At 65.7% G+C, this 15011-nt stretch carries 11 protein-coding genes; 7 read left to right on the plus strand and 4 right to left on the minus strand.

Going from position 1 to position 15011, the window contains the following annotated elements:
• Positions 1–53: 53 nt before the first annotated feature.
• Genes AHOG_RS28290 through AHOG_RS30435 form a run of 6 tightly spaced genes read left to right on the plus strand, consistent with a single transcriptional unit; the run spans position 54 to position 9318 of the window.
• On the plus strand, positions 54–416 hold the full coding sequence (locus AHOG_RS28290; RefSeq protein ID WP_157736640.1) for a hypothetical protein: 363 nt from the start codon (positions 54–56) through the stop codon (positions 414–416).
• Positions 413–1906, plus strand: coding sequence for an ATP-binding protein (locus tag AHOG_RS04895; protein WP_093940276.1), 1494 nt, complete (start codon positions 413–415; stop codon positions 1904–1906). The genes AHOG_RS28290 and AHOG_RS04895 overlap by 4 nt, the downstream gene beginning before the upstream one ends.
• Entirely contained in the window at positions 1903–4737 is a 2835-nt protein-coding gene (locus AHOG_RS04900; RefSeq protein WP_093940277.1) for a Z1 domain-containing protein, read from the plus strand. The genes AHOG_RS04895 and AHOG_RS04900 overlap by 4 nt, the downstream gene beginning before the upstream one ends.
• Positions 4734–5747 (plus strand): PD-(D/E)XK motif protein, encoded by a 1014-nt coding sequence (locus AHOG_RS04905; protein WP_093940278.1) that lies wholly within the window; start codon positions 4734–4736, stop codon positions 5745–5747. Before AHOG_RS04900 ends, AHOG_RS04905 begins: the two co-directional genes overlap by 4 nt.
• Positions 5744–7774: an AIPR family protein gene (locus AHOG_RS04910; protein ID WP_093940279.1), complete on the plus strand. Its 2031-nt coding sequence runs from the start codon at positions 5744–5746 to the stop codon at positions 7772–7774. Before AHOG_RS04905 ends, AHOG_RS04910 begins: the two co-directional genes overlap by 4 nt.
• Positions 7771–9318, plus strand: a complete 1548-nt coding sequence (locus AHOG_RS30435; protein WP_093940280.1) for a hypothetical protein — start codon at positions 7771–7773, stop codon at positions 9316–9318. Before AHOG_RS04910 ends, AHOG_RS30435 begins: the two co-directional genes overlap by 4 nt.
• Before the next feature lie 648 nt (positions 9319–9966).
• Here AHOG_RS30435 and AHOG_RS04920 read toward each other — a convergent pair.
• A complete protein-coding gene (locus AHOG_RS04920; protein ID WP_093940281.1) occupies positions 9967–10635 on the minus strand; it encodes a hydrolase in 669 nt (222 codons plus the stop codon).
• A 263-nt stretch (positions 10636–10898) separates the two neighbouring features.
• Between AHOG_RS04920 and AHOG_RS29770 the strand changes: the two genes are divergently transcribed.
• On the plus strand, positions 10899–11807 hold the full coding sequence (locus tag AHOG_RS29770; RefSeq protein WP_260404267.1) for a LysR substrate-binding domain-containing protein: 909 nt from the start codon (positions 10899–10901) through the stop codon (positions 11805–11807).
• On the opposite strand, the gene AHOG_RS04930 is transcribed toward AHOG_RS29770, so the two are convergent.
• Genes AHOG_RS04930 through AHOG_RS04940 form a run of 3 tightly spaced genes read right to left on the minus strand, consistent with a single transcriptional unit; the run spans position 11800 to position 14502 of the window.
• Positions 11800–12522 carry a response regulator gene (locus AHOG_RS04930; protein ID WP_093940283.1) on the minus strand — a complete coding sequence of 241 codons (723 nt, stop codon included), beginning with the start codon at positions 12520–12522 and terminating at the stop codon, positions 11800–11802. The two genes, AHOG_RS29770 and AHOG_RS04930, sit on opposite strands and share 8 nt — an antisense overlap.
• Positions 12519–13733, minus strand: a complete 1215-nt coding sequence (locus AHOG_RS04935; RefSeq protein ID WP_245856566.1) for a sensor histidine kinase — start codon at positions 13731–13733, stop codon at positions 12519–12521. Before AHOG_RS04935 ends, AHOG_RS04930 begins: the two co-directional genes overlap by 4 nt.
• Positions 13734–13743: 10 nt before the next feature.
• Complete coding sequence (locus AHOG_RS04940; RefSeq protein ID WP_221438724.1) at positions 13744–14502, minus strand: CPBP family intramembrane glutamic endopeptidase; 759 nt, start codon at positions 14500–14502, stop codon at positions 13744–13746.
• Positions 14503–15011 lie beyond the last annotated feature (509 nt).

Raw genomic sequence — 15011 nt, forward strand, 5'->3', positions numbered from 1 at the left:
CGGTCGAGCCGGCTTGGCGCGGTCGGGGGTGCGTTGGCGGGGGGCGGGTTGAGATGAACAACATCGACTACGAGATCGCCAACCCGGATCCAGTCAGCCCAATAGTCTCGCTGAGCTCGTCGGACGTGCCCGCTGAGCTCAACGCGGACTTGAACGTCAAAGTCCGCGAGCAGACAGTCGTGCCGCCGATTCCGGTTCGTGGTCACCTCCGCAGGATCGGTGTCGCCGCCTGCCAAAGATCACTCCAACATCGTGTGCGAACCACCGCACGCATCCGCGGCGCGGACTTCCTCTTCGTCTGGTCCGTGCCTCGTGACAACAGGCAACTGACCTGCAGCGATGAAGCGGGAGCGCCCGCTCCTGCGACAGGTGCTCGTGGAGGGGTGGACAGCGACGCTTTGGGGGCGGAAGCGTGACTGGCTACGAGGTCGTCGAACCTCGCGCAGAGTCGTTGGTGGAGTCCCTTCGCGCGTTCGGGTACGCCACCGAGACCGCAGTTGCGGACCTGGTTGACAACAGCATCACGGCCAAGGCCACAACGGTCGACGTCCGCCTGCGCTGGGCTGGCAACGAATCGTGGATTGCGATCGTCGACGATGGTCTCGGGATGGACGGCGAAAGGCTCCGGGAGGCGATGCGACCGGGCACGACGAGCCCTTCGGCGCCGAGAACGGTGAGCGATCTCGGGCGGTTCGGGCTCGGACTCAAGACCGCGTCGTTCTCGCAGTGCCGTCAGCTGGTCGTTATGTCGGCGACAGCGACCTCGTCGTTGGTAGCTCGGACGTGGGATCTTGACCACGTCGTCCGCGTCGGTGGTTGGCAGCTGCTGACGACCCTGATATCCGAGGACCGGGCGCTGTGGGACGAGCTGCACGGTGACCAGCCGGGAACGGTGGTGCTGTGGCGACAGTTGGACCGCCTTGTTGTCTCGCCGGACCGGCAGAACGAGCAGGCAGAGAGGCACTTCTACACCATCGCTGACCGGGTTGCCAGGCATCTCGGAACGATCTTCCATCGGTACCTCACGGGTCCTGGGAAGATCACCATCCGGGTGAACGGCCGGAACATCGCGCCGTGGGATCCGTTCCTTGAGTCCCATGAGACCACCCAGGTGGTCACGGACGAGTCACTGCCGTACCGGGGCGAACTGATCAGCGTGAAATCGTTCGTCCTGCCGCACGTGAGCAGGTTGACTTCTGAGGAACACATCGTCGCTGGTGGTCGTCGTGGCTGGGCTGCCCAGCAGGGGTTCTACGTCTATCGGAACCGGCGGCTGATCGTGTCCGGAAGCTGGCTCGGACTCGGGTTCCGGCGGGAGGAGCTGACCTCACTGGCCCGGATCCGGCTCGACCTGCCCAATCACATGGACTCCGACTGGCAGATTGACGTTCGCAAGTCGGTGGCACGCGCGCCGGGCGCCTTGGTGCCCGAGCTGCGGCGGATCGCGGAGGTTGTTCGGCTGCGGTCGGCGAAGGTCTACCGGCACCGCGGCAAGATACTTCAGCGTGCCGGTCATGGTGACGTGGTCCAAGCATGGCTGCAGGTTGTGCGCGGGACAAAGATCGCCTATCAGGTCAATCGTCAGCACCCGCTTGTGGCCGCGCTGCTCACGACTGCGGGGGGCAGTGAGGTTGAGGCCATGGTCAGGCTGTTGGAGGAGACTGTTCCGGTTCCGCTGATCATCATGAACCATGCGGACGGGCCGGGCCGGCAAACGACACCGTTCGAGGAGACCGCGTCGGGCGCCGTCCTGTCAGTGCTGGCTGACGTCGTCCGAGCGATGAGACGCACGGGGACGTCCGACAAGGAAATTGTCGGTCAGCTATTGACAATGGAACCGTTCTCTGATTTTCCCGACCTCGTTCGTGAGGTCTGCACACGCGAACTCGGTCAGGAGACGGCATGAACGCGGACCACCGCAAGGCGATGGAGATCGCCCTGACGTTGCTCGACTACGCGGACGATGTCACGGCCAGCGACGTTGAAGAGGCGGTAGACAAGGCGTTGGGCGCCGTGGGGCAGGCCAACGTCGACGTTGGCGAGCTGCGGAGGGATGTGGAGAGTCGGTGCAACGTCTGGCTTCCGACCGAACAGGTTCTGAACGGTCGTGAAGACCATGTTCCCTGGCTCGACGTCGCCAGGGACGAGATCGAATGGAACTTCTGGGACCGGTACCGGCGGTATCTGGGTCGGAAGGGCTGGGCACCAGCGCAGATCCGCAGCATCAACCAGGTTACCGACCGGATTCTGGGCTCGTTCGAGAAGCCGGACCGGCCTGGCAGATGGGACCGTCGTGGCATGGTCGTCGGCCAAGTGCAGTCCGGCAAGACCGCTAACTACACGGGCGTCATCTGCAAGGCCGCTGACGCCGGCTATCGCCTGATCGTCGTGTTGGCGGGTCTGCACAACAGTCTGCGCAGTCAGACCCAGCACCGGCTGGACATGGAGTTCCTCGGGTTCGACACCAGGAGTAACCGCAGCTACGACCAGACGAACGCCAAGGTTGGCGTCGGGCAGATGAAGGGGAAGTTTCTCCACGTCCACTCGTTGACCAGCAGCGACGAGAAGGGCGACTTCCAGGTGAAGGTCGCCAAGCAGGTCTGGCTGAATGCGGGCGGTGGCGACCCGGTCATCCTGGTTGTCAAGAAGAACGCGTCTGTGTTGCGGAATCTGCACTTGTGGGCGACTCGCCTGAATCAGGAGCTTGACCCGGAGACTGGTCAGCAGATTGTGCGTGACGTTCCGTTACTGGTGATCGATGACGAGGCGGACAACGCATCGGTCAACACCAAGGCCCGGCCGAGCGGCGAGAACGGGCATCCGATCGACGACTACGACCCGACCAAGATCAATGGGCTGATTCGGAAGCTGCTGCGCACGTTCGAGAAGTCCGCGTACCTCGCCTACACCGCGACGCCGTTCGCAAACATATTCATCGATGCCGACGAGAAGACCGACAAGTACGGCGAAGACCTGTTCCCGCGCAGCTTCATCATCAATCTCCGGCCACCGAGCAACTACGTGGGCGTCAACACGGTGTTCGGGTTGGACAGCGATGTGAACTCGGGCATCGAGGGACAAGCAGGTCTGCCGATCATCGGCACGTTCGACGACCACGAGATATGGCTCCCGAACAAGCACAAGAAGGACACCGTCCCGGGCAGACTGCCAGCATCGCTGCTCACCGCGGTCAACGCGTTCCTGCTCGCTACGGCTGCACGTCGGGTTCGTGGCCATGAAGACCACAACTCGATGCTGGTACACGTCACCCGATTCACCGACGTCCAGGCACTGGTCCGCCGGGCACTGCACGAGCATCTGGATCTGATGCGCCAGCGTGTGTGGCACGGTGACCCGGCCAGCCGGGATTCCCCGTGGCTCGCGTTGGAGTCCTTGTGGCGAACCGACTTCGTGCCGACCACCGACGCGCTGCTGCGCAATCCGGACCTGACGTCGGAGGTCGGTGCAGTGGTCGACTGGACGCAGATCCGTGATGCGCTTCCGGGCGTGCTCGACGACGTCGAACTGCGCGTGCTCAACGGAAAGTCCGAGGACGCCCTGACCTACAGCGAGGCCGAACGGCCGCTCACCCTGATTGCGGTCGGTGGGGACAAGCTCTCCCGCGGTCTGACCCTCGAAGGGCTGACGGTCAGCTACTATCTGCGCGCGTCGAAGATGTACGACACGCTGATGCAGATGGGCCGCTGGTTCGGCTATCGACCCGACTACCTCGACCTGTGCCGGCTCTACACGACCGAGGAGCTCGCCGGGTGGTACCGGGACATCGCTCTGGCCAACGAGGAACTCCTACGTGAATTCGAGTACATGGCCGCACTCGGGAAGACACCGCAGGAGTACGGGTTGCGGGTACGTGCGCATCCGGACGGGTTGATGATCACTGCCAGAACCAAGATGCGCAACGGCACCGACGTCGATATCACGTTCTCCCAGACCATCAGCGAGTCGATCACGTTCGAGACGGACGGGGAGGTGCTCCGCAACAACCTCGCTACGACTGAGCACTTGGTTAGTGCCATGGGCACTCCAGCACCCCGCCAGGGCGTTCTCGACACCGTCCGGTGGGACAACGTGCCGGCACATGATGTGCTGGACTTCCTGGACGGGTACGAGGCTTCCGACGTGGCGACCAAGGCTCAGCCGCGAGCATTGGCCGAGTACATCCGGACTTTGTTGACCACGAAAGAACCGGAGCTCACCACCTGGACAGTGGGGCTTGTGTCGGTCTCCGGTAACGACCGAACGACACACAAGATCGGTGATTTCGAGGTCGGCTTGGTCGAACGCGCCCTGTACCTGCCGAAGGAACGCGCGAGCGCCGGCCCCGAGTACAAGGCTGGCCTGCGAGCAGGGAACGACCGTTACGTGATCCGTCGCCTTGTCTCCCCGAGCGACGAGAGGATGGACCTCTCCGACGAGGAGGCCAAACAAGCTCTGGAGATGACTAAGCAGGCCTGGCAGTTGGATCCGAAGACAAGGAAGACAGCGCCCAGCGTACCCGGCGGGCTCTCCATCCGTGACGTCCGCCCACCGAGTCGCGGACTGCTTCTGCTGTACCCGCTCAAGCCCGACACCTGGATGCATCCCGACCTGCCACCCGTCGGGTTTGCCCTCAGTTTTCCGACAAGCCGGACCGCGAAGACCATCAAGTATCGGGTGACGAACCTGTGGTGGGACCAGGAGTTTGGCAGCCAGGACTCCGACGAGGAGCAGCCATGACCGCGGTGCCGTCCGCCACAGATCTTGAGGAGCTCTGGGTCGAACTGCACGACACACAGAGTAGTCCAGTGTCCGCAGGTCGGCGGGTACGGCGGGTACTGGCAGACAGTCCACACCACTGTTTCGTCGGTGTGGAGTATCCGGCCGCACGGCGGGTTTTCTCAGTGGTCACCGACTACATTCCGGCCAACGCGACGAACGGGCTACTGGTCACGACCGGAGTGGGAGTCGAGCAAGGAAACCTTCCAGACCATGGGGCTACGTTGGACCTCGTACTGCGGGCAGGTGCGTACACGGACATCTTCACGGCGTTGGTGGCCGACCTGCTCGTGAGGCTCGCGCAGGTCGCTGCGGAGCCGGGCGCGGTGGTGGTGAACAGGTTGGGTGAGTGGCAGCGGATGCTCGCCGACGTCAGTCCCGACGGGCTGTCACGCGAGCAGCAGCGTGGGCTGTTTGGCGAGCTGCACACCTTGTCCGACCTGTTCCTCCCGACGTTCGGGCCCGATGCGGTGTACGCATGGACCGGTCCCGACCAGCAGCTACAGGACTTCCAGTTCGAGTCAGGCGGTGTGGAGATCAAGACCGTGACCGGACACGACGTCAACCGGGTACGGATCAGCAGCGAACGACAGCTCGACGACGCCGGCCCCGGAGCGTTGTTCCTGGTAACGCTGGTACTCGACGCGCGACAGGGTGGACGTGGAGTGTCTCTTCCCGAACTCGTTCGCCAAGTGCGTAACCAGGCGACCAACCTCGGTGTCGCGGGTGAGCTGGAACAGCGGCTGTTACGTGCCGGCTTTCTGGACACGCAGAGCCGGCTGTACGAGGACCGGCGATACGCGCTGCGTCGCCGGACGGTCCACCGGGTGACTGGCGGGTTTCCCCGGATCATCGAACAGACCCGACCTGTCGGGGTGTCCGATGTCGTGTACACGGTCGACCTGCTTGCCGCTGCCCCGTTCCTCATTGGCCACGAAGACATGATCATCGTCCTGGAAAAGAAGGCATGACTGACACCGACATCGACCAGTTCGCCGACTCGCTCCAGCAGGACCTGCTCGCAGAGGCCGGTGTGGCGGGCGCGGAGCGGAGCATCCGCGACGTTTTCCTTGAACAGATGATCATCGAGCTTGCCGATGTCGCCGAATTGGAGGGCGGAGACGCCTGTTTCCACCAAGCCCGCGGTGAAGAGATCTCCGGATACAACATCAGCGGTGATGGCCAGACGCTCGACCTGTTCGGCGTCGTGCTCAAGCAGATGGCACCGCCCGCACCCGTCGGCAAGACGGACATCGAGACCTGTCTCCGTCGGTTGCGGGGCTTCCTGGAGAAGGTATCGCGCAACGGTGCCGCCGGGCTTGAGGTGGCTTCACCGGTGTTCGACATGGCGCAGAGCATCAGCCGAGCGTTGCCGGAACTCACCCGCGTCCGGTTCTGGGTCTTCACCGATGGTGCGGTCGCCACCAGGAAGGACGTGACGACGCCAGAGTTCGGTGATGTGCCGACGTCGGTCCAGGTCTGGGACGTGGTGCGGCTGCACCGGCTGGTGACCTCAGGTCGACAGCAGGAACCCATCCACATCGATTTCGTAGATTGGTTCGGTGCGCCGGTCCCGTGCCTTCCCACCGACCTCGACGAACAGGGATGTCACACGATGCTGGCCATCGTGCCCGGCGCCGTGCTGAAGGAGATCTACGCGACGTACTCCGCCCGCCTGCTCGAACTCAACGTGCGGTCGTTCCTGCAGGCAAGAGGCAAGGTCAACCAGGGCATCCGGGACACCATCCTCAATGAGCCCCGCCGGTTCCTCGCCTACAACAACGGCATCTCCGCAACCGCATCCGCCGTCGACGTGATCACGACGGGTGAGGGCGGCAGCGCCATCGCCAGCCTAAAAGACCTGCAGATCGTCAACGGCGGCCAGACCACCGCGTCGCTCTACCACGCGGCCGTCAAACACAAGGCGACGCTGGTCGGGATACACGTCCAGATGAAGCTCACCGTCGTTCCGCAAGACCAGCTCACCGAGCTCGTCCCACTGATCTCCCGCTATGCCAACAGCCAGAACAAGGTACAAGAGGCGGACTTCAGCACCAATCACCCCTTCCACGTCGACATCGAACGCCTCTCCCGCTCGGTATGGGCGCCAGCCACGAACGGTAGTCAGAAGCAGACCCGATGGTTCTACGAACGTGCCCGTGGCCAGTACCAGGACGAGGTGGCCAGGATGGGCACGCCAGCCAGGCAGAAGGCGTTCAAGGAGACCCATCCGCCTGCACAGAAGTTCGTCAAGACCGACCTGGCGAAGTTCGAACTCGCCTGGGACGAGGTTCCACACGCCGTCAGCCTCGGCGGCCAGAAGTGCTTCGCTGAGTTCGCGCTACGGCTCGCGCAACGTCCAGAGCAGGACCAGAAACCGGATCGACGCTACTTTGAGCATCTTGTCGCGAAGGCGATCCTGTTCCGGCACACCGACAAGATCGTGGCCAGGACGTTCCGCGAGAACGGCTTGGAGGGCTACAAGGCGCAGGTCGTCGCCTACGCCGTTGCGCTGATCAGCAACCGTACCAGCCGACGCCTCGACCTCGACGTCATCTGGCGTACACAACAGCTGCCGGAGGAACTGCGCAGCGAGATCCCGGCGCTGGCCCGACTGCTCCGGTCGTTCTTCGATCGAGTACCCGGGAATATCAGCGAATGGGCCAAGAAACCAGCATGCTGGGAGAAGGTGCGCGCCCTACCGTGGAAGCTCAGCGGGGCAACCATCGCCCAGCTCACTACGAAGGACCCAGCCCGTGTCGTCGTGTCCAACATCAGTACTGAGGACCTGCTGCTCGTGCCCTGGTCGGAACTGGCTGGCTGGGCAAGCGAGAACAGCAAGCTCACCGCCGTTGACAGGCGCATCGCGTCCGGTACCGCAGCACTGCTGAGCGCGGGAAAGACGCCGACTGACAAGCAGGTAGACAACCTCAGAAGGATTTACGACGCCGCCCTGAACCACGGCTTCGCCTCGACCGGGAACACGGATCCCCGATGACGGGCGACACCAATGCCGTCCAAGAACCAGATCGGTCAGACACGAAAGCTGACTTGGCAAGTGCGCTTAGCAAGCTCGCCGAACTGACCCTCGATGACACCGAACCGCTGGAGACGACGGTCGTCAGGATTCTGTCCGAGGCGGACAGGGTGATTCACAGCAAACGACGGTCCTGCCGACCTGCCGTCATCAACGGCTTGGCAGCACGGTACGGACTGCTCGGTCAGCCACCCGCCACCTTGGAGGAAACCGGGCGCACCATGGGCGTAACCCGCGAACGCGCCCGCCAGGTCCAGAAGAAGCACGAGGCTCTCCACGGGCTGTATCTGTGGTGGCCGCAGCTCGACGTCGCGCTGGAGACTGCGAAGAGGCTGGCGCCCTGTACGGAGTCCGCGTTGGCCGACGAGCTGTTTCACAAGGGCATCACCACCACCCGGTACAGCTTCGACAGCCTGCGCGCGTGCGCCGAGTTCGCTGGACGACCGTTCGACTTGGACGTCAGGGACGGAGTCGTCACCGATGATCCCGATGCCGTCACGGCTGTGTACAGGGCAACTCGCAGGCTTGCCGAACGGCAGGGCCTCGCCACGTTGCTCCAAGTCAGTGACGAGGCACTCGACGCCGGTGTCGTCGTCACCGAGGACGACGTCCGAGCACTGTTGGCGGCGTCGGAGTCAGTTGTGTGGCTCGATGACGACCACGTCACGTGGGGGTCCTCAGTGCGCAACCGCTTGGTCAACACGCTCCGCACCCTTCTGTCCGTACATCAGCCCGTCGACCTTCTCAGCGCACGGCAGGCGGTCGAAAACTTCTGGGCCTACCGCAACTCCGGCCGCACTGCGGACCAGGCAGATCTGGTGGCCCCGACCCCCACCGGACTGCGGGTGTTCTGCGAGTGGCACGACCAGTTTTCGGTCGACGACAATGAGCTCAGCACGACTGTCCCGCTGGACCTCAACGCCGAACTCGGTGTCGAGGCAGCGCTTCTCGTCGAGCTGATCAGAATGTCACCGAACGGCGTCCTCGATCGCACGAGCCTGATGGAGACTGCCGAGGCTTTCGGAATGAATCTCAGCACGGTCGGCCTGTACCTGACATTCCATCCCGCGTTCGTGCAACTGGACAGAAACGCGTGGACCGTCCGCGGTACGGCAGTTGATCCGGACGTGGTTGCGGTCGTCCAGAGGCAGGCGCGGCGACGCTCACTGACGGAGAATCGAGACTTCCGCGCCGGTGTGACGCCGAACGGTCGCCCATGGGTCATGTTGGCCGTGACTTCCAACTTCAGGCTGACAGGAGTGCTGCTGCGCCGATGGCTCCCTGCTGGCACCCCGTCGGCCAGGCTCGAGCTGACCGACGGGCGAGGTGAGGCGTGCGGTATTGCCGTGTACAACGACGAGACGGGATTCACGCACGGCTTCGGTATCTACGTCCGGCGGTTTGGCCTGCGGGTCGGCGAGTACGTGTACATGCGCGCTGATCCCGACGAGGAAACGGCCAGCGTTACTCATGGAAGCAGTGACGAAGTCAGCCGTCTGGCTTAGACGAACCAGGCCGACTGACGCAGCCACGGCGCCCAGCGAAGGGATGTGCTCGATGCCCCGCGACCTTCGACACTGCGAGGATGACGGTGTCGTCGTGGCGCAACCACGACGGCATTGTACCGAGGCCCCCCAGTTCATCATCGCTTTTAGACGTGGCGTATAGAACCCGGCCGAGGAGGCAACTCCAGACGAAGCCGGACATGACGATCGAGGGATGACCCTCGTTCACACCAATTTTCCTGGAGCAGAACCGGAGCACGGGTACACGCGCAACGACGTTCAACGGACACCCGACCGCACCCTGCAGTACCGTCTGACCTGATGATTCTTCATCGTCGCAGGTCACGGCATTGCGAAGATCAGACTGGCAGTGTGAGGGTCAGGGGTTCGAGTCCCCTCAGCTCCACAATCACTAGAACCCTCCTGATCTGGACTGTTCGTCCAGGTCGGGAGGGTTTTCTTGTGTTCACGCCGCCGATCTTCCGTCAGCCGCTCCTCGCCGAACGCCGCATCCCTCCGGCGAGCGCGGCCGGCGGGTCATGGAGCATCGGTCCCCATCCTGGTCGACCCCGCTCCTCACCATGCCGGAAAGCGGCCCGGCGCAGGGCATGCGCGCCGGGGCCGCCTCCGACTTGACGAGTGATCGCGTTACACGCTGACGCCGCCGGTGGTGCCGGGCGGCGTGGCGAGGAGTTGCAGTTCCCAGGCGAAGGCGATTCCGGTGCCGCCGCCGTGCTCGGCGAGCACGGGGATGGTCGCGGCCGCCTTCGTCTCGTCAGCCCAGTCGCGCTGCCATTCGCCCGCCAGGACCATCCAGGTGATCGGTACCGCGCCCGCCTGTTCCAGGCGACGCACCGCCATGTCGTGTGCCTCGGCGGAGACGCCGCCGCTGGCGTCGGTGACGACGAAGACGTCGTAACCCTCGCCCAAGGCCTGGATCGCGGGCATGGCGACGCAGATCTCCGTCCACAGCCCGGCGATGATCAGCTTCTTGCGGCCGGTCTTCGCCACGACGTCGACGACCTCGCGGTCCTGCCAGGTGTTGATGAGCGTGCGGTTGATCGGCCGCTGCTCGGGAAAGACGTCCTGAAGCTCCTTGATGATGTTGCCGCCGCGCTCTTCGATGACCGTGGTCAGCACGGTGGGGACGCCGTGTGCCTTCGCGAGCTTGGCCAGCGCGACCACGTTGTTGACGATCAGGGTCGGTTCGTGGCTGTTGAGGTTCGCGAACTGGAAGGGCTGGTGATCGATGAGCACCAGCACGCTCTCCTCGGGGGTGAGCAGCGCTTCGAGTCCGGTTTTCGCTGTGCGCGTCACGATGTCTTCTCCTGGGTGGACGGATGGACCTTCGATCGTGAAAGTCGGTGCTGCTCGGGTGGCGCCACCCAAGAGACGAGCAGGTCGAGTCCGGGCCGTGTGATCGCGAGAATCGGTCAGACCAGGCTCGGCCAGCCTTGACGGGGGCGCTTTCCGGCGTACTCCCGTGTCGACGACGACGTTACGGCCGTTGTGGACGGACGTCCAAGACTTGTCCGTGGTCCGCCCGATAGGCTTCGTCTATCGATATCAGTCCCCGCGTCCTGCGCTACTTCATCGCCGTGGCCGAGGAGCTTCACTTCGGTCGCGCGGCGATGCGTCTCTACATCTCCCAGCCGTCGCTGAGCCATCAGATCCGGAAGCTGGAGGAGGCCCTCGAGACGCCGCTGTTCGTGCGTTCGAGCAGGCAGGTGCGGCTCACCGCCGCGGGTCGGACGTTGGCCGAGGAGGCGCCGAGGGCGCTGGCCGCGTTGGAACACGCCGTGCGGCTCACCCGACGGGTCGGGTCGGGGGTCGCGACGACGATCCGGCTGGGCTATACGCCGGTCACGGGCTTCGACACGCTGGAGACGCTGTTGAGCGCCCTCTCCGAAGAGCATCCCGACATCACGGTCAGCGCTCAGGAGTTGTACAGCGCCGAGATTCCCGGCCGACTCTGTGCGGGCGATGTGGACATCGGTCTCGCCCTGTCGCCGCAGCCCCACGACGGGGTGGACGGCGAGATCCTTCGTGAGGACGCGGTCTCCGCGGTCCTGTGCCGTCGTCATCGGCTCGCAGGGGCCCCGAGGATCCCGGTGTCAGACCTCCGCGGCGAGACGCTGCTGCTCTTCCCACGCCGCCTGGCCCCGGCGTACTACGACGGCATCATCGCCACGTGTCATCGAGCGGGCTTCGAACCCGAGGTTCGCGCGTTCGAGCATCCGCCGGTGAAGGCCATGCTCGCCCGGCTCGCCACCCGCGGCGAGGTCGGCCTGGCCCCCATGTCGCATGCCCGCTACGTCGCGCGGTCCCACGCCAGCCTCGTCGTTCGTGAGGTCGTCGACCCGGCGATCCCGGCGGATCTGTCGGTGTTGTGGCCCGTCGACGATCTTTCGCCTGCCGTGGCGAGCGTCCTGGACACCGCCCGGCGATGCGCACGACGCGAGGGTTGGCTCGGCGCGCCCGTCACGTAGTGCGCGAGCCCGCCGGATGCCCGGCCGGTGGGTTCCCATCGCCGGGCACCAGACCGATCCGGTAGGCGAGGACGACCGCCTGCACACGGTCCCGCAGGTCGAGTTTGGTGAGGATGCGGGATACGTAGGTCTTGACCGTCTCCGTGGCGATGGTCAGCGTCTCGGCGATCTCGGCATTGGACAGGCCGTCGGCGAGCTGTTCGAGGACCTCCAGTTCGCGGCGGGTGAGGGTCCGTACGACGTGGTCGCGTTCCGGGTGCGAGGCGTCGGCGGGGCGGAGTCGATCGGCGAAGCGGCCGATCAGATTCCGGGTGACCTCGGGCGCCAGCAGGGACTCGCCGCGGGCGATCGTGCGGATGCCGTCGATCAGTCGGCGCGGCGGTGTGTCCTTGAGCAGGAACCCGCTGGCACCTGCACGAAGGGCGTCGTAGACGTACGCGTCGACGTTGAAGGTGGTGACGACCAGCACCTTCGGCGGATCCTCCACACCGGGACCGGCGATCCGTCGGGTCGCCTCGATGCCGTCCAGCACCGGCATGCGGACGTCCATCACGACCACGTCGGGGCGCGTTCGCCGTGCCAGTTCCACCGCCTCTCGGCCGTTCGCGGCCTCGCCGACCACCGTCATGTCGGCCTGGGTCGAGAAGACGGTGACGTATCCGGTGCGCACCAACTCCTGGTCCTCGCAGATCAGGAGGCGGATCGACTCGTTCATCCTGCACCGCCCGACGGGATCAGGGCATGGACGCGGAAGCCGCCGTCCGAGCGGGGCCCGGCCTCCAGGCGGCCGTCGAGCATCCGCACCCGCTCCCGCAGCCCGATCAGCCCTCGCCCGCCCGACGGCGTGATCGGTCTGGCCGGTCTGACCGGTGTGGCCGGCGTGTCGGGGGGACCTGCGGTGGTGACCTCGATCTCGACGTGTTCGTCGCCGTGTCGGACCAGGACCGTGGTCGGTCGGCCTGCCGCGTGCCGGACGGCGTTGGTGAGCGTCTCCTGTACCACCCGGTAGGCGGCCAATTCCACGTCGACGGACTGCGGACGTCCGACGCCCTGTTCGGTCAGCTCGACGGGCTGACCCGACGTCCGGGCCTGCTCGACCAGGTCACGCACCCTGCCCATGGTCGGTGTCGTGGTCGGCGGCGTGGGATCGCCGGTCGCCTCGAGCACGTCCAGCAGGGACCGCAGCTCGGTCAGTGCTCGTCGTCCGGTCTCGCTGATGGCGGTCAGTCCTCCTTCGGCCCGGGCCGGTTCGGTGTCGAACACGAGCTGTGCCGCGTCGGCCTGGACGACCATCGCGGTCACGTGATGGGTGACCACGTCGTGTAGATCACGAGCGATTCGCGCCCGCTCCGCGGCGGTGGCCACCTCCGCGGCCAGGCGCTCGCGTTCCGCCGCTTCGGCGCGCCACCGGCGCACTCCGCTCCCGGCCAACCAGGTCACCCCCGTCAACAGGTAGAAAGCCAGGAAGTCGAGAAACCCCTGTGGCGATCCCAGTTCGCTCAACACGACCGCGAGCACCACATAACCCGCCGTCAACACCGCACCCAGTCGCAGCCGGAATCGGGCGAGGTGCGCTCCGGCGGCGTACAGGGCCAGGAGGAATCCGATCTTGCCGAACGTGTCCGGATGGCCGAGCACCTGACTGACCGCGAACGCACCGCTGATGGTCAGGACGCAGGTGCCCGGCCACCGCCGCCGTACCGCCAGCGGTAGACACAGCGCCAGCGTCAGCGCCAGCCCGATCACCGCGCCGAACGTGCCGACCTGCCCTCGGGGCAGATCCCCGATCTCCGGTCCGAGGTGCGACACCGTGGGGACGAAGGCCAGCGCCGTGATGCCCACCGCCAACGCGATGTCCTGTACCGGAACCGGGAGGCCGTGCCCGCGGGCCATGGCGCGGACGGATGATGCCGTGTCGACGAGCACCCGGCGTAGCCTAGCGGCGGCGCCACGGCACCAGGTTCCCGCGCCTGCGCGCGGCGATGAGCATGGGCGTGGCGAGCACCAGGCTCACGACGATGGGGACGATCGACGCCTCGATTCCGAAGGCGCCGCCGGTCAGCAGGTCCGGTCCGGTCGGCTGCGTGATCAGCACCCCGGCGGCCTCGTGGCCCGAGACCGGGATGCCGAGCAGCGACACGCTGGTGTTCCACGCGAAGTGCAGGCCGATCACCAACCAGAGATTGCGCCGCCACAGGAACGCCGCGCCGAGCAGCACCCCGGCCTCGACGGCGATGGCGAACGAGCTCCACAGCGTGGCGCCGGGATTGAGCAGGTGCAGGAGTCCGAACAGCGCGGCGGTGATCGCCAGTGCCGGCCCGCTGCCGCACAGCCGTTCCAGCGCCTGCAACAGCAGGCCGCGGAAGATCAGCTCCTCGGTCACGGCCGCCCAGAGCTGGATGACCACCATGCTCCCGACGATCGCCGTGACGTCGCCGGGCGCCGGGGCGAATGAGAACTCCGTCATCACCATGAGCATCGAGGCGGCGATGAGCACGACACCGAGGACGATGCCGACGGCCGCGTAGGGCACCGCGCTCTTCGGCGCGATCTCCGGCGTGCTCCGCCGCGCCACGTGACGCATGACCGCCCAGTAGACGGCGACCGCGGCCGCCGCCCCGACGACGGCGGACACCGGATGTCCGCTCGAGGAGAGCGCCGACACTCCGACGATGCCGATGGTGCCGAGCAGCATCCACCCGAGCGGTGACCGCGCGAGGCGGGTGAGACGAGCGAGGCGTCCGCTCTCGCGATCGGTGCGTGCGTCGGCTTCCGCGTCCACTCATGACCTCCGATTGATCCTCGTCACCGGATGTGGTGACGCGGTGAAGGCTATGAGCGTTCGACCGTCGTGGAATCCCCGTGGAGGGGACGATTCGGATGGCTCTCACGGGGGACCCTGGGCCACGAGACCATCCACCCCCGGAGGGGCCGTCGGCCGCCCCGCGGCCACGCCATGGCCGTCTTCGCCGGCGTCGGAGTCGACCGCGCGCTGCCGCGGGCGAACCGGGAAACCGGACGTCCGGTCCGGGCGACCGGAGCAGGGGGAGCGCGGACGGTCGAGCCCCGCGACGGCTCGGCCTCGGCATGCTTCTCACCCGCCCGATCCCGTATCGGACGGCGAGGTCGGCGGCTGCGACATACCAGGCGATCCGTCCGGGTCTCCCCGCCGCGGATCGTCGCGTTCGAGACCGCGCGGACCGC

This window comes from Actinoalloteichus hoggarensis, from assembly GCF_002234535.1.
GTDB classification, from domain to species: domain Bacteria; phylum Actinomycetota; class Actinomycetes; order Mycobacteriales; family Pseudonocardiaceae; genus Actinoalloteichus_A; species Actinoalloteichus_A hoggarensis.

Excerpts from the sequence above, each read along its gene's own strand:
- AHOG_RS28290 (WP_157736640.1), top strand. The coding sequence starts at position 54 with ATGAACAACATCGACTACGAGATCGCCAACCCGGATCCAGTCAGCCCA.
- AHOG_RS04900 (WP_093940277.1), top strand. The coding sequence starts at position 1,903 with ATGAACGCGGACCACCGCAAGGCGATGGAGATCGCCCTGACGTTGCTC.
- AHOG_RS04905 (WP_093940278.1), top strand. The coding sequence starts at position 4,734 with ATGACCGCGGTGCCGTCCGCCACAGATCTTGAGGAGCTCTGGGTCGAA.
- AHOG_RS04910 (WP_093940279.1), top strand. The coding sequence starts at position 5,744 with ATGACTGACACCGACATCGACCAGTTCGCCGACTCGCTCCAGCAGGAC.
- AHOG_RS30435 (WP_093940280.1), top strand. The coding sequence starts at position 7,771 with ATGACGGGCGACACCAATGCCGTCCAAGAACCAGATCGGTCAGACACG.
- AHOG_RS04930 (WP_093940283.1), bottom strand. The coding sequence starts at position 12,522 with ATGAACGAGTCGATCCGCCTCCTGATCTGCGAGGACCAGGAGTTGGTG.
- AHOG_RS04940 (WP_221438724.1), bottom strand. The coding sequence starts at position 14,502 with ATGCTGCTCGGCACCATCGGCATCGTCGGAGTGTCGGCGCTCTCCTCG.